Raw genomic sequence first — 19,807 nt, 5'->3', positions numbered from 1 at the left:
AAATCGTCAACGCCTTCTTTGATATACTTCTTTACCCTATTAAACATATATTCCCATAGCTTAGGATAAGCCCTACTGCTACAGTCCCTCCCTAATTATAAGTATATGTTCATTATATGCTTACGTTCTTTTTTTGTTACAATAATTAATTACAATTAATTAAGGGACTAGTCACTTTTCCAAATGAGTAGCCCCTTTATATCAATCTGGTGATTTCAATACTTCCACCGCTCTTTCAAATTTGTCAAGATTCCTAGTATGCTCTTGGCTAAGTATTGGCTTAAAACATTTTATAAATTCAAACAAAATATCCATAGTACTATTAATACCCACGTCATCTAATGCATTAAGTCCATTTATTTTACTCTTAGCTGTGAATATTTGCTCTTTAACCTCCATTGCTTTATCTATTATTTGTTTTTTATCATAATCTAAATAATCATATAACGCCTCAATGATCCTCTGTTTTTTTTCTCCCACATCCAATTCAACATCTAAGCTACAAACTTCTGTTTCGTACTGCTCTCCTCTGATTCTGCCAACTTTATTTAATACATCAAATATATCTTGCAATTTAGAAATTGTGTATTGTTCGCTATGAGAAAAATACGGCTTAATATGTTTTAATAGATTAGCATTTTTCTCAAACCCTTTTGACATTCCTGTGATTTCACTAAAAACTTTACCTAGCCCAATAGCTTTTCCGCCGAAAATCCCTATAGCGATAGGAACTGCTAAGCTCGTAATGCTTTGATTTTTTATATTTTTAGGCTCTTTATCACTCATATTACATTCACCTCAAATACCTAGACATATACTCTTTATATTTTATGCTAATGTATATTGTTTTGTGATTGTTATATGAAGTAATACTATCTTACTTGTAAAGTCAAATCAAAGCCTTCTCCTAAAACTTCGTTTACAAAATTCATTATTATAAATGTTTTAGGTGTTTGTTTTTTTATAAAGATTTTTAGTTTTTTATACTCTTTATAGGTTAAAACTACACTTATTATTTTTTTATCACTGTTAGTATAACCTCCTACTCCTGGTAAAAATGTTGTTCCTCTCTTAAGTTCATTGTGTATGAAATTATTAACTGTATCAAAATCCTGTGAAATAACTAATGCATGAATTTTTATGTTTATTTTCTCAATTACTTTATCTATTATCAGTCCATTTATGAGTATTCCTAAAAATGCATACAACCCTAATGTCAGTCCGAAGGTTAGTCCTGCTAATAATGTAATTAATGAGTCAGACAAAAACAACGATTTTCCAATGTCTATATGTGTATACTTGTTGATTATTTTAGCAATAATATCTGTCCCTCCTGTTGATGCATTATAATGAAATATTATAGCCATTCCTATCCCTTGAATAACTATTCCAAACACTAAATTGATTATTATATCATCTGATATTGGAGCTTCTAAAGGTAAAACTATTTCAAAAACACCTATTATAATTGATAATAAAAAACTACAATAAATTGTTTTCCCTCCGAATTGTTTGCCTATAACTATAAGCCCTAGCAAAAATAGTATTATATTAAATACTCCCATAACTAAGCCTATGTTTATAGATGGTAAGTAGCCTTGTATTACCATAGCTAAACCACTTACTCCTCCAACAGCTAGATTTGCAGGTATTAAAAAGAAATATAAACCTATTGCCATTATTAATAATCCCAAATTTATAAAAATGTAATCTTTAAGTTTTTGCACCACAACCCTATCCCCTTTCTCAAAAAACTTTTAATTTTGATTATTCTTTAAAGCCAATAAAAGTTCTGGTACTATATCAGATATTGTTTTAGCTACTTTTACTCCACATGAATTCAGAGTTTCTATTTTACTTTGAGCTGTTCCTTTTCCTCCAGAGACTATTGCTCCTGCATGCCCCATTCTTTTTCCTTTTGGCGCTGTTTTCCCACCTATAAATCCTACAACGGGTTTTGTCATATTGTTTTTAATCCACTCAGCTGCCTTTTCTTCTTCGTCTCCTCCAATTTCTCCTATTATTACAACTCCATGTGTCTGATCATCTCTGTTAAACTCTTTTAATACATCAATAAAACTAGTGCCTTTTATTGGATCACCACCAATTCCAACAGTAGTCGATTGCCCCAAGCCTGCTTTTGAAATAACATTGACTGCTTCGTAAGTCAAGGTTCCTGATCTTGAAACAATACCTATATTACCTTTCTTGTGAATATGTCCCGGCATAATACCTATTTTGCACTCACCAGAAGTTATAATCCCTGGACAATTTGGTCCAATTAATCTAGTTTTCTTATTCATAATATAATTCTTTACTTTTACCATATCTAGGATAGGAATGTGCTCTGTAATGCATATAACTAAATCTAACTCGCTGTCAACAGCTTCTAATATAGCATCTGCTGCATATGGTGCTGGCACGTAAATAATAGAAGCATTAGCACCTGAAATTTCAACCGCTTCTTTTACTGAATTAAAAACTGGCACACCCTCTACCTCTGTATTCCCTTTATTGGGTGTAACACCTGCTACTATTTTAGTCCCATACTCTAGCATATGTTTTGTATGGTACCTAGCAGCTGAACCAGTTATTCCCTGTACTAAAACCTTAGTATCTTTATTTATCCATATACTCATTATCTTTTTCCTCCTCATGACTAGTTAAGAAATTATTCATATGTGTCATATTTTTTATGATTTTCGTAATTTATCTTATTGAGCAATTTTACTATCATCTCACTACCTTCGTCCAAACTGTTTACTATATGAATATTTGCATTTGACTTTTTTAATATCTCTTTGCCTTTTTCTTCGTTTGTTCCTTCTAATCTAACAACTATAGGCATCTTTGTATGTATAATATTTGTAGCTTTGATTATACCATTTGCTATAACATCGCATTTCATTATACCGCCAAATATATTGACAAATATCCCTCTAACTTGAGGATCTGATAGAATAAGTACAAATGCATTTGTAACACTTTCACTACTAGCACTTCCACCAACATCTAGAAAATTAGCAGGTAAACCACCAGCATTTTTTATACTATCCATTGTTGCCATCGCTAAACCAGCTCCGTTAACTAAACATCCTATAGAACCATTTAACGCTATATATGATAATCCATATTCAGACGCCTCTATTTCTTTTGGATTTTCTTCTTTTATATCCCTTAAATCTTTTATATCTGGATGTCTAAATAATGCATTATCATCAAAGTTTATTTTTGAATCTAACGCTACGATATCATTATCTAGAGTCAACACTAAAGGATTTATTTCTACTAAACTACAATCATTTTCTATATAACATTTATACAGACCTTTTAATGTTTTTTCCATTGCTTTGTGAGCTTCTAAAGGTAACTTTAGCTTATTGATAATATATCTTATTTGATAGTCAGTCAATCCTATGCAACTATTAACATCAGTTTTTATAATTTTTTCTGGTGTCTTTTTTGCTACTTCTTCTATCTCTACTCCACCTTCTTCTGATGCTATAACTGCTACCTGACTATTTGAACGATCAAGTACTATACTCAAATAATATTCTTTCTTTATATTACATCCTTCTTCTATATACAGCTTTCTCACTAAAACACCTTCGCTTCCGGTTTGGTGTGTTACGAGTGTCTTACCTAATAGATCTTTGGATGTCTCTATAGCTTCTGCTAATGATGTAACCAGTTTGACTCCTCCTGCCTTGCTTCTTCCTCCAGCATGAACTTGAGCCTTTACAACTGCTATATCACTTTCTATCTTTTGTACATTAGGTTTTATATCCTCTTCCTTAGTTATTAGATAACCTTTCATCACTTTTATACCGTACTGTTTTAAAATTTGTTTAGCTTGATATTCGTGTATATTCATTCCTAACTACCTCCAAATAATAGATTTGTAAAAACAATCATAAACATCAATGCAAAGGGATATGTTGCACCATAGCCTACTACCACCTCTTCGCTTTCAAATGTATCTATAGCTGTTGCTAATCCTGGCGTACTTGTCATCCCACCACAAATTCCTCCGATTAAATATATAGTCTCTATCTTTAAAATATACTTACCTACTAAATATCCTGCCCCTATACTAATTATTCCTATAGACGATCCTATTACCAATAATGTTATTCCATATTGACTTAATGCATTTATAGCTTCATATCCATAATTTAGTCCAACAATTGCTAGAAACATATTTAGAGATATATCTCTGATTATACTAAGATGCGTAACGTTAAAATCAAAAGATAACTTTCCTATTTTTCTCAAACTACCAAGCACTAGAGCGCTTATCAATACTCCTCCTGTCATACCCAATGAAAGCGTCGTAGTTTTAGTTAATTTTATTTCAATCAAACTTAGTAAAGTTCCTACAATTATCACTACTATAAAGCTTACTAAATCAAAAGGCTTTTGAATTTCATCAGATACTTCAACTATTTCTTCACTAACAATTGCTTTATTTTTCTTTCCTACTAATTGAGTAAATAGTATTACGAGCAACACTCCTGGTATATAAGCTATCGAATATCCTAATCCTACATTTGCACTTTGGTCAGTATACATTCCTTTGGCTATTTCTAATGCTGTAGCTAAGCCAGGTGAGCTAGTTAGTGCCCCTATATACGTACCTACTATACTTGCTTTTTGGCTATAAAATAAACTTATAAATATTAGTGTTGTAGCTGCTCCTGTAAATGTTATAATAAAAGCTAATATTAAGAATTTAATACCATACTGTTTTAGTATCTTTGCTAAATTTTTAGATGCTATAAGCCCTACTGAACTTATAAATCCAATCAAACTTAGTTCAAATACTGTTTTTTCTATACTAATATCTACTTTTAAATACTTTGTTAATAAATAACTTATTAACAAACCCAAAAACAGTATCGCAGAATTACCAAGTTTGATATGTCTTATTCTTATTGTCCCTATGATTTGCCCTAAAACAATACAAACTGCAATCATCAATAAAGGATTCTGTACTAATTGCTTTACCAAAGTCTCATCTCCTTAAACAAAAAACTAGCCATAATTAGCTAGTTATTTTCACAATTAATAAAGCCCTTTCATAAGAAAGGGCACTACAAACATATGGAAGGAATCTATAAATTCCTCTATGTTATATAACACCTCCTCATCCTCGTGAGTCAATAAATAGCATTGTTACTATTGGCAGGTCTCCTGACTCAAGCAATACGTATATTCTCCTTCCCATAACAAATTACAGTGGATAATGAATATACTAAGCTCTTACAGTGGCGGGACCGTGTTGGAATTTAACCAACTTCCCTTTTAACAATATTATTGCACCAATAGCCTTTATTATTCAGTTTTTAAATATATTATGAGTGTACCATTGAAGCTCATTCTTGTCAATGAATTATTAGTTTCTTTTCTGATTCTTATTTTATTATTGTAATATAGCATATCCTTTGTGAGCCCTTGTGGTTGATTATATTTTATTGTAGTGATAAAACCGTTTTTCACTAAAAAATAATAAATGTGTCTTGGCTCTAGAACATGTCTATACTATCTCATTTTACTTTATGATATACTTTTAGGTTAAAGGTTTATATCTATTTCTGTTATAATAATATTAATACCCATGTACAAAATATTACACTTGTATTGTTAAATGGAGGTACAACATGAAGAAGCAATTTGTTGCAAGTTTATGCCATATAGGGGCACATGGAGGCATGATATTACTAAGTAATGAATTTTTAGTTTATAAAACTCAAAATCTTGTCTTATCTGACAACTACAGAAACATTAAAATACTATATTCTGATATAAAATATATTAGGCGTTGTCGTTGATTACTTGTATTCCCCGCAGTAATAATAAATTTGAAAGATGGCTTACATTATAAATTTATAGTTTTTAATAGAAAACAATTTTTTAAAATTCTAAATAATAAATGTATCCGTATATTATAACTTAATAAGTCAACTTTTCAATCTTGACCCCACCAATTTTACTTACGAGTAAATTTCATATCACAGCAGGTTTTACCTGTAGCTAATGTTCCCTCTCTCTTAAATTCAAAATTAACTTGCTCACATAGTTTAGGAAAGAAAACTTCATCGCCATAGCAAGTTGAATAATAGCAATTTATTGAGTTCCCTAATGCCTTAGCTACCTCATGGTACACGCAATAGGTTACATTCATTTGGAAGCAATCTTTTGTATCTATACCAACCTCATATTCTTCTAAACCTACCTCCTTCATAGCATCTTGAAGAGCTATATAATATTCTTTAAAAGATACTAAAAAATCACCTTCACCGCACGCAACAAAATCCTCAGGTTTTGCGAAAACTTCTTGTAGTATGTAATAAGCACATCTATCTGAAAAGTGGTTTCTAATCTTCGCAGCTTGCTCATAGCCTAAGATATCAACCATCACCTTAGCTACTACCTGTTTACTGATAACTGAGGTAAGATCTTTTTCAGAGATACCCTTTGCCCGTACATGGGTCCAATCCATTTGAAGCGCTTTATGCTTTTCTAATTTCACTTTTTTGATAAACTTTAAAAACCCGACTGGGTTCATATGCCAAACTAAACGACCTCCTAATCTTAGCGCTGAATTTATAATCTTCATCTTACTTTTTAATGGTAACTTCATGTTTTTTTGAATAGTTAAAATATCCTTCCCGTAATTCCTTAATTCATCTACTCGCATAACACCCACCTTTCATTTAATAGTTTTCTAAACTAACCACATCATTTGTATTTATCTCATATACCTGTTGCTCGATATGAAAGTGACAAGTATATTAACCACAATCATTTTTGACAATTATTAGGCGTTGTCATTCATCCTTATTTACCAAAGTAATAGTAAATTTGAAGGATAGCTTACGTTATAAGTTTGTTGTTTTAATAGAAAGGTCTTTGTGAAATTAATTAACCAATATAAGGCTTGTATCGTAAATAATCGCAATTTATGAACAGTGTTTAAACATCTTTAATAATACACTGCTCTTTTTTGTCTAATCTCTATTTTGATTTAATATATCTCTTGCCTTTTTTAAAAGTATGTCTTTTTTATTATCATTTGGATGTTGATAGATTTCGTGTAATAGTGTTTCTAACATATTCCCTATCGCTTGCCCTTTTTTTATTCCTATCTTTATCAAATCATCTCCATTTATAGCTAAATCTCTAATCTCTAACGGGAAATTTGAATGTAATATTATATTTATTTTTTCTTTATTTTCTATAAAAATATTACTATTATACTTTTTTAATAATTGTAATGCATCGCACACTTTAATCAACAGTTCTATATACTTTAAATTACCTCTTAGTAACTCTTTTAACTCCGTTTCATCGTTGCTCTTTAATAATTTATTGTAATTCTTTAAAATAAACCTATTATTTTCTATTGTTTTATTATCATATTTTAATTTTTTCATAATCTCTTTTGATTGCTCGGTGCTGATATTATTTACTATAAACATCACCGATAATCTAATATCAGTATTTTTAGGAATCTTATTCATCATTGTAAGTATTTCATTATTACTGAATATATCATAAGCAGTTATATATTCACCTAGTTCTAGTTTCTTAATAAGTTTAATCCCCATATCTACAAATTCACTACTCAATATTTTATTGAATTCTTCTCTTATTCTTTCTTTACTTATATTTTTTAATTTTTCTCTTCTTAACTTAATTGCTTGTATACATCTCTCGTCTAATTTATAACCTAGTTGAGAAGAAAATCTGACTGCTCGCATTATTCTTAAGGCATCTTCATTAAATCTATCTTTTGCATCCAAAACACATCTAATAATTTTGTTTTCTATATCTATACACCCGTTAAATGGATCAACAAGTCCCTCTAAAGGGTTATATGCTATTGCATTTATTGTAAAGTCTCTCCTACTTAAATCCTTTAGTATATCTTCTGTAAATTCAACTCTCTCCGGCCTTCTGTCATCCTTATATTCGCCCTCTACTCTATATGTTGTTATCTCATAAGCATTACCTTCTATAACTGCTGTAATTGTCCCATGCTTAATCCCTGTAGGTATATTTTTTATATCATGCTTATCCAATATCTCTCTTAACTTATCAGGCTTACAGCTTGTACAAATGTCAAAATCGTTAGGGAGCCTCCCAATGAGGCTGTCCCTAACACATCCACCTACTATATAGGCTTCATAATTATATTTTTTTAGTATATCTAATATTATTTCTACATTTTTAGGTATTCTTATACTCAGTTTTATCCCTCCAATAATATATTTGGATTATCAAGTGCTTCTTTTATCAACATTTCATATATTAACTTATCATTTTCTTTTACATTGTCCGGTAATTCATTAAAAAGTTTAACTATATCAGTTTCACTCCATCTAGGTTTTGGCTCAAACTTATCTATCTGCCCAACTACTACTCCTGTTGTAACTTTTGTATCTTCCGCTATAATTTCATAATAAGCAAATGGTTGCACAGTGTTAAACGTAGCACCTATTTCATTGAACCCACTTCTTGCTACACACGCATTTATATCTTCATCAGTTATCATTTCTGTCTTAGGAAAATCCCATACTTTTTTCTTTGGATGATAAGTCATTACTAAACTTGAATTATAAAAAGGTATTACTAATATATTTTTAAATTTATCTAATAAATTATCTATATCATTTTCAAAATAAATACACACTTTATCTTTTAATCTATCTATAATAAAATTAGCTTGCAAATTTTCCACCACCATAAATTAAAAATTTCTCTCTATAAAATATAGTATGGAAAAATAGTGTTTTTGGTTTCTACTCTTCTCTGTAACAACTGCCTCCTATAAACTCTTTAATTATTGATGTATTGGGTATTATGCTTTCATCTTTTATCTCTTTAAAATAATCTAAAAATTTTAAAAGTCTTTTGCTCTCACTATAATGCTCACTATTTTGATGTATTTCTCTGAGTAAAGGTTTAGCATGTTTTTTTAATACAGAGAGTTCATATACAAGTGCAGAATTGAACATTGCATCTGCTTCTTCTTGATACGGGAATATGTTTCTCTCTTCTCCATTTCTTACGTTAGTCCATAAATCTAATGTTCTCTGAGCGCTATTTCCTCTATACTTGTAATCTCTAACCATTCTCCTGATTAATCTTGTATCTGTTGTTGGTATTCTATTATGATTATCAATGTTTAATTGTGTTAACGCACTTATATAGATTTTGAATTTTTTCTCATGTGGTATCATACTAGTAAGTTTTTCATTTAGTCCGTGAATCCCCTCTATTATTATAATTTGAGATTCATCAATTTGTAACTTTATCCCTTCTTTTTCTCTTTTACCCGTTTTAAAATTAAATATAGGTAGTTCTACTTCTTTACCGTTCATTAGATTTAGTAAATCTTCGTTAAATTTAACAATATCTATAGCATCTATTGATTCAAAGTCATAATTTCCGTTTTTGTCTTTTGGCGTATCTACTCTGTTAACAAAGTAATTATCTAGTGATATAGAAACTGGTCTCTTTTCATTGACTCTTAACTGTGTATATAGCCTTTGAGCAAAAGTAGTCTTTCCTGAAGACGAAGGCCCTGCTATCAATATAAGCTTTACACTCTTTTTTTCACATATCTGATCTGCAATATATGCTATCTTTTTTTCATGTAATGCTTCTGCAATTCTAACTATTTCACCAGACAATCCCTCTGATATTTTATCATTTAATGCTCCAACGTAACCTATATCTAAAATTTCTGCCCAGTCTTCAGTTTCTTTAAAAATCTTTGCTAACTTCTTATGTTCTTCATATTTTGGGATTTTAAAGTTATTTTCTTTTCTTGGGAATTGTATTATAACCCCCGGTCCAAAATATTTTAAGTCAAATGAATGTATGCAACCTGTCAGTGGCGCTAAATATCCATAAAATTTATCATACAAGCCATCTAATATATATACATGCATTTTATCTTGTTTTCTATACTTAGATAATCTAAGTTTATCAGTATAACCTTGCTTTTTAAATATAGCATCTGCTTTTTGTAAGTCAATTAGTTTTCTTTCTATTTTTAGATTCATATCTATAATTTCTTTTATTCTGGCTTTGATTTTGTCTACATCGCTTGCAGTTAAAGGTGAATCCTTAGTAATCTCAACATATTTCCCTTTGTTAAGAGAATGTTCAATTGACACCTTACATTCTGCAAATATGTCTATACATGCTTTGATAAATATAAAGGAAAGTGTTCTTTGATATACTCTAAAACCATCTTTATCTTCTATATCTAATAACTCAATATCGCAATCCTCTGTTATTTCATAGTTCATATGCTTAATATCATTTTTTATTTTAGCGCATAGATATTTTTTTTCTATATTATGCTTTACTAATATATCATATATACTAGTACCTTTTTCTATTTTTATTTTACCAACCTCAGTTATATTTACTGTTTGCATATATCACCCTCCTTATTTATGTGTTATATAACTATGCATTAGGCGAGCACTATTATTCCAAATATGTTTGTCCTAATATTATTATAATATATATTGCAATAATATTCATACATAATAGGGATGTCATATAGACATCCCATAAAGGCATCTCCCAAGAAGTATTTCCTATTTATTTAAGCACATCTTCTGATATGCTAGAAAGAGCACTTCCTGCTTCATTTTCATATATGTCTCTTATTGCTAAATCTCCTATAGATACTATCCCTACTAGCTTGTCACTATCTACGACTGGTAATCTTCTTATTTGATGCTTAGCCATTATTCTTGCTGCTTCATGTACATCTGTATCTGGTGAAGCTGTTATAACGTTTCTTGTCATTACTGATTCTACTGGCTCTAAGCTGTCCTGACCCTTTGAAACACTACCTAGTACTATATCTCTATCAGTTACTATACCTATTGGTCTGTTTGAGTTATCACAAACTGGTATAGAGCCAACATTTAAGTTTTTCATTTTCTCAGCTGCTTCTCTAATTGAAGCATCGCTGTTTAAGCTAGATACTTCACTAGTCATTATGTCTCTTAATATTTTCATATACATCTCCTCCTTAGTTACTCTATTATTTAGGATATGTATTTTTCTAGTTTTTAATCAAAAACTTAGGCTCTAAATATATCGTTTTCAATATTTGCAAAACTTTCCTCTATATTGTCTTCAAACTCCATTCCATTTAAATACTTCATTTCACCTGATATATTGTCAAATTTCAATTTATATGCTATTAGAAATTGATGCTCAAGCTCAAATTTTTCTTTAAATATTTTATTTACTTTCTTTAGTCCATATTTACTATCACCAACTATTGGATGACCTATTGATGCTAGATGTACTCTTATTTGATGTGACTTCCCTGTTATTAATTTAACCTCTAGTAAACTATATTGGTTATTTGCTTTTATTATTTTTACATCTGTCTGTATCTTTTTAGATTCTGAAGTCTCATATTTTGTTATATACGACTTATTCTCATCTTTGTTCTTCACTATATAATCTTCTAGCTTAAGATTATTCTTGAGTGTTCCTACAACTAAGCTTTTATAATATTTATCTACATTTTTAAGCCTTATAGCCTCGTTTATAGCTTTTAATGCTTTATAATTTTTTGCACCTATTACTATTCCTATTGTATTTCTATCAAGTCTATTGCATATAGAAGGTCTGAATACCATTTCTTCATCTGGATTATATTCACCTTTATTATATAAGTAATTTACTATATCATCTGTTAATGAGCTCTCCCCTGCTTGAGATGGCTGTGATAATACCCCCGCTTCTTTGTGTACTAGTATTATATTATTGTCTTCATAAATAACTTTTATATGATTTGATGACTTTGATAGTTTATCTTTTTTAGCCCTAAAGCTGTCAATCGTATCTTGAGATAAATATAGTTGTATTTTATCTCCAGCTAAAATCATCTCTTTTGGATCAGTTCTTTTACTATTAAGTTTTATTCTCTTTTTCCTGATCATTTTATATATGAATGAATTAGGTGCTTTATCCATGTATTTTTTCAGAAATCTATCCAATCTTTGTTCACTTTCATTTTCTTTTATCAATATTTCTATCATAATTTCACCTGCTTTTTTCTCTTTAATCTAAACCAAATTATCTATAGAACTCTATTTACAATATATTTATCAATATTCCACGATATTTCATGATAATATTTATTATATCATCTTATTGTAATTGAATTATACAGTAATATTATGATATTATAAAAACAGAGTATCTATACACTATGTTTTAAGAATGGTCATCTTATATCCATGAGTACTCATAGGTATTGATAAATACATACTAATTAACAGTTTTAAGGGAGTGGTAATTTGAAAAAATTTATTGAATGGTTTAAAGATGGTGTTTATGATATTTCTGATTTCTTGATTATGGGTGCTGTTGTTATAGTTGTTGGCGGTATTATAGGTTGGAAACTCCCTATTTTATTTACTGATTCAAATGATACTAGTATTGCAGCTGTAGAAACACAAAAAACTAATACTGATAGTAAAGGTAATACAGATAAAAAATCTCCTGACAATAACACTGGTGATGTTAAAGATCAGGATGGCCAAGATTCTAACGCTGATAGCAATACTGCTGATCCAAAAGGAACAGATAAGAATATTGATAAGAATCAAAATAGTCAAAACAATAACAACCAAAACAACCAAAGCAATCAAAACAATGAACAAAAAAATAACAATAATCAAGAACAAAATAATAATGGTGAAACACAACCACCTAAACAAAACACCAACGAAGCAACAGTTGTAGAAATTGATATTCCTTCTGGGTCACTTCCTGGAACTATTGGAGATATTTTAGTTAAGAACAATTTAATTGAGTCTAAAAAAGCATTTTTAGACAAAGCTGTTGAATTAAAATTGGACACTAAATTGAGATCTGGATCTTATAAGATTAAATCAAATAGTTCTCTAGAAGATATAATTTATAAATTGGCTTGGAAAAAGAAATAAAACTAATGATATTTGTTAAATAAAAGAGCATCTGTAAAAGATTGCTCTTTTTATTTTTTATTCATGTCATACAGGCGTCAAGAATATAGTGCTATATTTATTATATTCTATACAAATAGGGAGGATCACTATGTTAAAACTAAAAAAGATGAAGGTTGCCTTTGTATTTTATTTTTAGATTAAAACCTTCAAAACAAAGGATTTGGTACTAGTAATTAAATTGTTAGAAAATATACATGAAAACTCCAATATCTATTTCTTAAAAATTGTTTTAAACTAAGGATACTTGTTAAAACTAAAGACATCTATCAAAGCTTTTATTTTATATTATGCCATGCTGATGTCAAGAATATAATGTTATACTGAATATATTAATTAAAGAAAGTAGTGATATAAATGAAATTTGAATGGCGAAAAAAAGAAAAAGACTTATATTTACCTAGTAAAACACCGTCTCTAATAACTATACCTAAACAGAAATTCTTTGTCATCGATGGTAAAGGAAATCCTAATAGCCCGGAATTTACTGAAAAAATAGGCATTTTATATTCTTTAGCGTATGCAATCAGGATGATGCCAAAGAAAGGTTATACTCCTGATGGTTACTTTGAATATACTGTTTATCCTCTTGAAGGTATATGGGATTTGACAGAAAAAGGTCAGCAATCTGATACTTTCAATAAAGATGAGCTAATATATTCAATCATGATTAGACAACCTGATTTTGTTACAGATGATGTTGTAGATAAGGCATTTGAACTTGTTAAAAAGAAAAAAGATAACCCTCTTTTAAATGATGTAGTTTTTAAAACAATTGAAGATGGACTATCTGTTCAAATGATGCATTTAGGCTCATATGATAACGAGCCTGAAAGTTTCAAACAAATGAATAAATTTATAAATGAAAACAATCTTGAAAAAACAGTATTTAAACATAGAGAAATCTATCTTACAGATTTCAGAAGAGTTGAAAGCTCAAAATTAAAAACTGTACTTAGATACATGGTACGTTATAAAGAATAGCTTTTACCAAATTACAGAATAAAAACTTGGAGTCGTTTATTACGTCTCCAAGTTTTTTATTAATATTTTACATTAACATATTCATCTATTACTGATTTTTTATAATCTCCTGAAAAAACTCTTTCTTTTTTTAAGATTTCTAATATTTTATAATTTTGAGAATGTAATATTGCTTTATCATAATCTTTTAAGCATATCTCATAAAGTTTACCCATTAAATTTTTAGAATTTAGTTTTATAAAATACGCTTCCATGTTTTTAAACTTTAGTAGCTTTAACAAGTTTAATGTTGATTTATCTTTCATTCTATAATAATAGTGTCCTTCTTCGATAAAAGATTTAACATATTTTTCATCGTCTTTGTTTTCATTTAGTATTTTACCTTGCATAAAATAATACTTAGCCATCATGTTATAATATTGATAGTTATACATTCCTTTTTCATATATATCTATTTTATCAAATGGTTTAATATTATTTTTATATATATAATCAACATTAGCTTGTATATACTCTTTTTTTGTTAAATCACCCTGTTTATACTGTATTATAAGATAATCCCTATGATTAAAAAATTTATCAAATATAGTTTCTTTCATACTTGAACCTTTCTATTATGTGATTATTTTAGCTTCTGCTATCTTTTTTTAAGTTTTATTCTCTTAGTTATCATAGTATATGATAATAAAAGCATTATAACAGCTAAAACTACAATATTTATGTAGTATTTAGTTAAGTATAGTGATATTATTGCTACTATACCACCAGACATGGTAATTGGTATACCGTAATAAACTCCATCAAACTCCATTACATTATATCTAGCTAACCTATATGCTCCTGCTATTGAATATAATATTGTAATAATTATACCTACAACTCCAAATTGATTTAATGCTATATTCCACATCAACAATGTGGGTGCTACTCCAAATGATATTAAATCAGAAAGAGAATCTAGTTCTTTACCTATTTCTGATGTTGCATTGAGCTTTCTAGCTATTTTCCCATCATATCTGTCCATCACGGCAGCTAGTAATATTAATAATCCCGATACAAAACAATTTTCTTTAAAAATCCACATAATAGCTAAAATTCCTAATGCTAAATTAAAAAAAGTAAAAATATTAGGAAGATAGCGTTTTATATTCATTAATTAACACCTCCAAATTTTTCATGGCTAGAATATACAGATAGTTATAAATGCTATATATAATACACGTTTTTCTTTAACTAATTTTGTGTATGTGAAATTATAAATTTATTTGATAATATCTATATGCTTTTAATTGCTTTCTTATTAATTACTTTATTATAACACAATATTCTACCACTATCATATCATAAAATTCACTCATTATGAAATTTTTTAATTGCTTTTCCATTTAAATAATCACATACATCTCCTTGTTTTGCATGTAAATCATTCATTTTTTCAACTATTTCATCTTTAATTTTCCACCAACTAGTGTTCCAGTTTACAAACAATGTTTCTTTTTTAGGAGCTCTTCCTAGCAATCTTTCAACTACTATATCTTTTTTTAGATACTTCAAAAATAATATCACCCTATTTATATAGTCTTCCTTAGATAGCATTTGAATCTTATCTTGTTTGTAAAGCTGTGCTAAATGTGTATCTCTAACAATATAAAGTGAATGCAGTTTAACATAATCCACCTTTAATGCAGATAGTATTTTTGCATTTTCTATAACATCTGTTACGTCATCCCATGGTAAATTCAGTATCAAGTGTGCACATACCTCAAATCCACGCTCTTTAATTCTTAAAACACTATCTATAAACTCTGCTAGTGTATGTCCTCTATTTATTATTTTTAATGTCTTATAGTTTACAGTTTGAAGCCCTAACTCTATTGTAATTTCAATATTATTTTCTATTTTTATTTGTTTTAAAAAATCTAATATATTGTCATTTATACAATCTGGTCTTGTTGATATAGATATCTCTACTATATTTGGTTTGATAGCTTCATTAATATATTGTTTAAACGCTTTAAAATCAACATATGTATTTGTGAAATTTTGAAAGTAAGCTATAAATTTGTTAGCTTTATACTTTTCTTTTATATACTGCATGTTTTGATTTATTTGCTGTGATACTGTAAGTTTATTGTCCAAATTTTCAAATCCAGCCCCAACTTCTCCGCAAAATATGCATCCGCCTTCGCCAACACATCCATCTCTATTAGGACATGTCACTGGTAGATTTATTGGCAATTTATATACTTTAGCATTGTACTTATTTTTTAGATATTGTGAATAGGTTCTATATGGCATTTCATTCATTTTTACAACTTCTTTCTTTTAAATTTTGAGCTATCTAATAAAATACTTTATTTTCTGTATAAATACAATAGTTATCTTAATTTTATTATATATTATATCGTCATAATTTTATTTTATAGTTATTTTAAATTTATATAAATATTATTTTCTTATCAGGTAAAAATATATATAACGGTCAATAAAGTCTAGATTGTTTAATTTATTGGTTCATAGGAGGTTGTCATGCGCATTAGAGAAGGTATGATTCCTACAGTTTTAGGAACAGCTGTTACTGTAGGAGGAATTTTATCGAAAAAAGTTCTACCTAAACAGGTTGCTTGGGGTATTGTTGGCTTTGGTTTAGCTCATGTTGTTTTAGGTGGAATAGACTTATTTGAACATCATAATTGCGATTTTACAGATGAATTATTTGATTAATTTATAATGGGGATGTCTCATATGAGACTCCCCATTATCTACAATTACTTAACCTCAAACTTATATTTGCTTCTTAAGCTATTAGTTTTGTTTAAGTATTCTTTGTTTTGTTTCATAGCTAATAGTTGATTTTTAATTTGTGATTGCACTTCATCAAATTTCTTTGTACCTGCTTCTTTTTTATCTGTCACCTTGATTATATGGTATCCAAATTGTGTTTTTACTAGATCACTTAATTCTCCGATAGCTAATTTAAATGCAGCTTCTTCAAACTCTGGAACCATCTTACCTCTAGTAAATTCACCTAAACTACCACCTTGAGCTTTTGAAGGACACTCTGAGCTTTCTTTTGCAACTTCTTCAAAGCTACTGCCTTCTTTTAGCTTAGCTAAAAGTTCTTTTGCAACTTCTTCATCTTTTACAAGTATATGACTAGCTTTTACACTTTCTTCACTAACAAATTGCTCTTTATTAGCTTCATAGTACTCTTTAACTTCTTCATCAGAAACTTCTATTGAATCTAATAACTGCTTAATAGCCATTTGCTTTAATATATTTTCTTTTGCATGTTGTAATTCCATCTTGAACGCTTCTTCTTGGTCTAATCCTTGCTCTTTAGCATCTAAGTAAAACATCTCTTGGTTGATTAATTCATCTAATAACTTTTTCTTTCCCTCTTCGTTATTGAATTGCATTGCTCTTTGAGGGCCTATACCTGCTAATAAAAAATCTAAATCTTTTTGTGTTATTTCTTTACCTTCTACAACTGCTAAAACTTTATTCTCCATTTAATTCTCTCCTTTTTAAATCTACTTTTTTTATATTATCAAATTATGGCACAGATGTCCAACTTAAACTTCAAATATTTGAAAAATCAATAATAATACATCTACATATATTACAGGTTAAATATCTTTTTAAGTATATGTCCTACACCATTTTGATTATTAGTTCTGTCAGACACTATATCTGCAAATGCTTTAATATCTTCATGTCCATTTTTCATTGCTATCCCTAATCCTGATTCCTTTATCATGCTTAAATCATTCATATCATCACCTATGGACATGATCTGATTAGTTTCTATATTTTTAGAATCAGCATAACTTTTTATTGTATCCCATTTAGAAGCGTTTACTTTCATTACTTCTAACATTGTACCTACTTTAGATAAGGTTCTCAGTATATGGCTTGAATATAACTCGCTATATCTTTGCTTCAATATGCTATATAATCTTTCTAATGTCTTCTCATCTGATATATAGCACACTGATAGGACTTTTCCACAGTTATAATCTAATCCATTTTGTATCTCTTTATACCTTTTAACATTTTTGAGGTAACTTGAATATTTCTCATGATTCTTGTTTAATTCTATAATCATATCATACCCTTCATCATAATGATCAACATGAATTATTGGGTATAAATCAATTTTTCTACCTTCTTTAAGTAGTATATGCAAATGTTCGTCATGTAAATACTTAGATAATATAGTTTTATCATCTTTTATATTTCTGACTATATTACCGTTGTTAGCCATTATAACTAAATCAAGTTTACTATCCTTAATGAATTGCTTAGCAGAATGATAGCTCCTTCCTGTTGCTATAACTACTTCTACTCCTAGCTCTATTACCTTAGTTAAGACCTCTATATTTTGCTTAGAGATAGTCTTTTCATCATTAAGCAGTGTTCCATCTAGGTCAATTGCTACTAATTTGTAGTTCATACTAACACCTCTTGTTATATGTTATAAAAATGTAGCATTGCCTCTTTCATATAGTAGTGATCATATACTCCTGCGAATTCTCTAATTGAATGCATTGCTAATAAAGGATTACCTATGTCTATTATTCTCATACCTACTTTACTAGCTGTAATAGGTCCTATTGTGCTACCTCCTGGCATATCAGATCTATTGACAAACTTTTGGCATGGAACATCAGCTTTTTTACATATTTGCTCGAATACTGATATTGAATCACTATCACTTGCATATCTGTATTTAGCACTTATCTTAATGGCTGGGCCTTTATTGATTAAACAATTAGCACTAGTATCAAATTTATCCGCATAATACGGATGAATTCCTTGAGCTGAATCAGCTGATATTAAGAATGAGTTCTCTATGCTCTTATAGTAATCTATTTTATCTTTGCCAAGCTCTAAACATATTCTCTCTAGTAATGTAGCTAGTAATGGTGAATCTGCTCCCTGCTTTGTTGAACTTCCAATTTCCTCATTATCAAAACATACAAGTACGTTAGTCCCTTTTGTTATCTCACAATTTAATATAGCTTTTAAACCTGTATGAACCATAGCTAAATCATCAAGTCTGCTACATGATATAAATTCTTCTTTTAAGCCTACTAAACATCCCTTTTCAAATTCATATGTATAAAGTTCAAAATCTGTTATTTCACTCACCTTGATATCAAGCTCTTCTGCTATTAAGTTCACTAAAAAGTTATCTTTGTTCATTTCGTCATTTATTGTCGCCAATACTGGCAATAGTTCTTTTTGAGGATTTATCTCTACACCTTTATTTACACTCTTATTAAGATGGATCGCTAGGTTCGGTATCATCAATAATGGTCTCTTAAAATCAATGAGTTTATGCTCTGGATTTAATATATCATCACTCTTTACCATAACTCTACCTGCTAGAGATAATGGTCTGTCAAACCAAGTGTTATATATTGGCCCTCCATATGGTTCTGTATTCAATGTAAGAAATCCTGATTTAATAGTCTCTGGATTAGGTTTAATTCTCAAACATGGTGAATCAGTGTGTGCTCCAACAATCTTGAAACCATCCTCATCAACTTCTCCTGTTCCTACTGTAAAAGCAATAATTGCAGAATCATTTTTAGTTACAAAATATTTACCTTCTTTTTTTATATTCCAGTTCATTCTCATATCTAATTCTTCGAAATTATTTTCTTTTAGTATACTCTTTACTGTTTTTACCGCATGATATGAACATGGACTATTTTGTATGAAATCTATTAATTCCTGTGCAAAATCTTGTTGTTTGTTCACCGTCATCACTCCTTATA

The 19,807-nt window shown here is 29.3% G+C and carries 21 protein-coding genes and 1 riboswitch; of the genes, 4 read left to right on the top strand and 17 right to left on the bottom strand.

The window, feature by feature from the left end:
- Window positions 1-201 precede the first annotated feature (201 nt).
- The 5 genes from P3X86_RS10855 to P3X86_RS10835 all read right to left on the bottom strand — a co-directional run bounded on the left by P3X86_RS10855 (window position 202) and on the right by P3X86_RS10835 (window position 5,010).
- Complete coding sequence (locus P3X86_RS10855; protein ID WP_483292712.1) at window positions 202-786, bottom strand: hypothetical protein; 585 nt, start codon at window positions 784-786, stop codon at window positions 202-204.
- A gap of 86 nt (window positions 787-872) precedes the next feature.
- On the bottom strand, window positions 873-1,730 hold the full coding sequence (locus tag P3X86_RS10850) for a YitT family protein (protein ID WP_483292711.1): 858 nt from the start codon (window positions 1,728-1,730) through the stop codon (window positions 873-875).
- 27 nt (window positions 1,731-1,757) lie between these two features.
- Window positions 1,758-2,639 carry a succinate--CoA ligase subunit alpha gene (gene sucD / locus P3X86_RS10845; RefSeq protein WP_483292710.1) on the bottom strand — a complete coding sequence of 294 codons (882 nt, stop codon included), beginning with the start codon at window positions 2,637-2,639 and terminating at the stop codon, window positions 1,758-1,760.
- Between the two features lie 32 nt (window positions 2,640-2,671).
- A complete protein-coding gene (gene sucC, locus P3X86_RS10840) occupies window positions 2,672-3,874 on the bottom strand; it encodes an ADP-forming succinate--CoA ligase subunit beta (protein WP_483292709.1) in 1,203 nt (400 codons plus the stop codon).
- 2 nt (window positions 3,875-3,876) lie between these two features.
- Window positions 3,877-5,010 (bottom strand): aspartate-alanine antiporter-like transporter, encoded by a 1,134-nt coding sequence (locus P3X86_RS10835; RefSeq protein WP_483292708.1) that lies wholly within the window; start codon window positions 5,008-5,010, stop codon window positions 3,877-3,879.
- Between the two features lie 156 nt (window positions 5,011-5,166).
- A riboswitch (cobalamin riboswitch) is annotated at window positions 5,167-5,341 on the bottom strand.
- Between the two features lie 319 nt (window positions 5,342-5,660).
- Here P3X86_RS10835 and P3X86_RS10830 point away from each other — a divergent pair.
- Entirely contained in the window at window positions 5,661-5,831 is a 171-nt protein-coding gene (locus P3X86_RS10830; protein WP_483292707.1) for a hypothetical protein, read from the top strand.
- 158 nt (window positions 5,832-5,989) lie between these two features.
- Here the strand turns inward: P3X86_RS10830 and P3X86_RS10825 are convergent, their stop codons facing one another.
- The 6 genes from P3X86_RS10825 to P3X86_RS10800 form a co-directional block, all read right to left on the bottom strand.
- Window positions 5,990-6,700 (bottom strand): L-2-amino-thiazoline-4-carboxylic acid hydrolase, encoded by a 711-nt coding sequence (locus P3X86_RS10825; RefSeq protein ID WP_483292706.1) that lies wholly within the window; start codon window positions 6,698-6,700, stop codon window positions 5,990-5,992.
- Between the two features lie 310 nt (window positions 6,701-7,010).
- Window positions 7,011-8,210 carry a CCA tRNA nucleotidyltransferase gene (locus P3X86_RS10820; RefSeq protein WP_483293033.1) on the bottom strand — a complete coding sequence of 400 codons (1,200 nt, stop codon included), beginning with the start codon at window positions 8,208-8,210 and terminating at the stop codon, window positions 7,011-7,013.
- A gap of 44 nt (window positions 8,211-8,254) precedes the next feature.
- A complete protein-coding gene (locus P3X86_RS10815; protein ID WP_483292705.1) occupies window positions 8,255-8,734 on the bottom strand; it encodes an NUDIX hydrolase in 480 nt (159 codons plus the stop codon).
- Window positions 8,735-8,804: 70 nt separating this feature from the next.
- The gene (locus P3X86_RS10810; protein ID WP_483292704.1) at window positions 8,805-10,454 is read right to left on the bottom strand and encodes a uridine kinase family protein; all 1,650 of its coding nucleotides are present in this window, start codon (window positions 10,452-10,454) and stop codon (window positions 8,805-8,807) included.
- Between the two features lie 169 nt (window positions 10,455-10,623).
- On the bottom strand, window positions 10,624-11,049 hold the full coding sequence (locus tag P3X86_RS10805; RefSeq protein WP_483292703.1) for a CBS domain-containing protein: 426 nt from the start codon (window positions 11,047-11,049) through the stop codon (window positions 10,624-10,626).
- A 65-nt stretch (window positions 11,050-11,114) separates the two neighbouring features.
- Window positions 11,115-12,086, bottom strand: coding sequence for an RluA family pseudouridine synthase (locus P3X86_RS10800; protein ID WP_483292702.1), 972 nt, complete (start codon window positions 12,084-12,086; stop codon window positions 11,115-11,117).
- A gap of 261 nt (window positions 12,087-12,347) precedes the next feature.
- Here P3X86_RS10800 and P3X86_RS10795 point away from each other — a divergent pair, with 261 nt between their 5' ends.
- Both P3X86_RS10795 and P3X86_RS10790 read left to right on the top strand, forming a co-directional pair.
- Window positions 12,348-12,998 carry a hypothetical protein gene (locus P3X86_RS10795; protein WP_483292701.1) on the top strand — a complete coding sequence of 217 codons (651 nt, stop codon included), beginning with the start codon at window positions 12,348-12,350 and terminating at the stop codon, window positions 12,996-12,998.
- 396 nt (window positions 12,999-13,394) lie between these two features.
- Window positions 13,395-14,021, top strand: coding sequence for a GyrI-like domain-containing protein (locus tag P3X86_RS10790; protein ID WP_483292700.1), 627 nt, complete (start codon window positions 13,395-13,397; stop codon window positions 14,019-14,021).
- Window positions 14,022-14,080: 59 nt separating this feature from the next.
- Here the strand turns inward: P3X86_RS10790 and P3X86_RS10785 are convergent, their stop codons facing one another.
- The 3 genes from P3X86_RS10785 to mnmL all read right to left on the bottom strand — a co-directional run bounded on the left by P3X86_RS10785 (window position 14,081) and on the right by mnmL (window position 16,319).
- Complete coding sequence (locus tag P3X86_RS10785; protein ID WP_483292699.1) at window positions 14,081-14,620, bottom strand: DUF6648 family protein; 540 nt, start codon at window positions 14,618-14,620, stop codon at window positions 14,081-14,083.
- 38 nt (window positions 14,621-14,658) lie between these two features.
- Entirely contained in the window at window positions 14,659-15,174 is a 516-nt protein-coding gene (gene pssA / locus P3X86_RS10780) for a CDP-diacylglycerol--serine O-phosphatidyltransferase (protein WP_483292698.1), read from the bottom strand.
- Between the two features lie 197 nt (window positions 15,175-15,371).
- Window positions 15,372-16,319, bottom strand: coding sequence for a tRNA modification radical SAM protein MnmL/YtqA (gene mnmL, locus P3X86_RS10775; protein ID WP_483293032.1), 948 nt, complete (start codon window positions 16,317-16,319; stop codon window positions 15,372-15,374).
- Window positions 16,320-16,550: 231 nt separating this feature from the next.
- Between mnmL and P3X86_RS10770 the strand changes: the two genes are divergently transcribed.
- Window positions 16,551-16,745, top strand: coding sequence for an asparagine synthase (locus tag P3X86_RS10770; protein WP_483292697.1), 195 nt, complete (start codon window positions 16,551-16,553; stop codon window positions 16,743-16,745).
- A gap of 44 nt (window positions 16,746-16,789) precedes the next feature.
- Here the strand turns inward: P3X86_RS10770 and P3X86_RS10765 are convergent, their stop codons facing one another.
- From P3X86_RS10765 to P3X86_RS10755, 3 genes are all read right to left on the bottom strand, one after another.
- Window positions 16,790-17,533: a peptidylprolyl isomerase gene (locus tag P3X86_RS10765; RefSeq protein WP_483292696.1), complete on the bottom strand. Its 744-nt coding sequence runs from the start codon at window positions 17,531-17,533 to the stop codon at window positions 16,790-16,792.
- 110 nt (window positions 17,534-17,643) lie between these two features.
- Complete coding sequence (locus P3X86_RS10760) at window positions 17,644-18,477, bottom strand: Cof-type HAD-IIB family hydrolase (protein WP_483292695.1); 834 nt, start codon at window positions 18,475-18,477, stop codon at window positions 17,644-17,646.
- Between the two features lie 14 nt (window positions 18,478-18,491).
- Complete coding sequence (locus tag P3X86_RS10755; RefSeq protein ID WP_483292694.1) at window positions 18,492-19,790, bottom strand: M18 family aminopeptidase; 1,299 nt, start codon at window positions 19,788-19,790, stop codon at window positions 18,492-18,494.
- Between the last annotated feature and the right edge of the window lie 17 nt (window positions 19,791-19,807).

It is taken from the genome of Abyssisolibacter sp. ZYX002 (assembly GCF_056892235.1).
The sequence above is the reverse complement of the archived record's forward strand: the minus strand, read 5'-3'. Positions and strand labels throughout refer to the sequence as shown.

Excerpts from the sequence above, each read along its gene's own strand:
- P3X86_RS10790 (WP_483292700.1), top strand. The coding sequence starts at position 13,395 with ATGAAATTTGAATGGCGAAAAAAAGAAAAAGACTTATATTTACCTAGT.
- P3X86_RS10760 (WP_483292695.1), bottom strand. The coding sequence starts at position 18,477 with ATGAACTACAAATTAGTAGCAATTGACCTAGATGGAACACTGCTTAAT.
- P3X86_RS10765 (WP_483292696.1), bottom strand. The coding sequence starts at position 17,533 with ATGGAGAATAAAGTTTTAGCAGTTGTAGAAGGTAAAGAAATAACACAA.
- mnmL (WP_483293032.1), bottom strand. The coding sequence starts at position 16,319 with ATGCCATATAGAACCTATTCACAATATCTAAAAAATAAGTACAATGCT.
- P3X86_RS10855 (WP_483292712.1), bottom strand. The coding sequence starts at position 786 with ATGAGTGATAAAGAGCCTAAAAATATAAAAAATCAAAGCATTACGAGC.
- pssA (WP_483292698.1), bottom strand. The coding sequence starts at position 15,174 with ATGAATATAAAACGCTATCTTCCTAATATTTTTACTTTTTTTAATTTA.
- P3X86_RS10810 (WP_483292704.1), bottom strand. The coding sequence starts at position 10,454 with ATGCAAACAGTAAATATAACTGAGGTTGGTAAAATAAAAATAGAAAAA.
- P3X86_RS10805 (WP_483292703.1), bottom strand. The coding sequence starts at position 11,049 with ATGAAAATATTAAGAGACATAATGACTAGTGAAGTATCTAGCTTAAAC.
- P3X86_RS10785 (WP_483292699.1), bottom strand. The coding sequence starts at position 14,620 with ATGAAAGAAACTATATTTGATAAATTTTTTAATCATAGGGATTATCTT.
- sucC (WP_483292709.1), bottom strand. The coding sequence starts at position 3,874 with ATGAATATACACGAATATCAAGCTAAACAAATTTTAAAACAGTACGGT.
- P3X86_RS10800 (WP_483292702.1), bottom strand. The coding sequence starts at position 12,086 with ATGATAGAAATATTGATAAAAGAAAATGAAAGTGAACAAAGATTGGAT.
- P3X86_RS10825 (WP_483292706.1), bottom strand. The coding sequence starts at position 6,700 with ATGCGAGTAGATGAATTAAGGAATTACGGGAAGGATATTTTAACTATT.
- P3X86_RS10770 (WP_483292697.1), top strand. The coding sequence starts at position 16,551 with ATGCGCATTAGAGAAGGTATGATTCCTACAGTTTTAGGAACAGCTGTT.
- P3X86_RS10830 (WP_483292707.1), top strand. The coding sequence starts at position 5,661 with ATGAAGAAGCAATTTGTTGCAAGTTTATGCCATATAGGGGCACATGGA.
- sucD (WP_483292710.1), bottom strand. The coding sequence starts at position 2,639 with ATGAGTATATGGATAAATAAAGATACTAAGGTTTTAGTACAGGGAATA.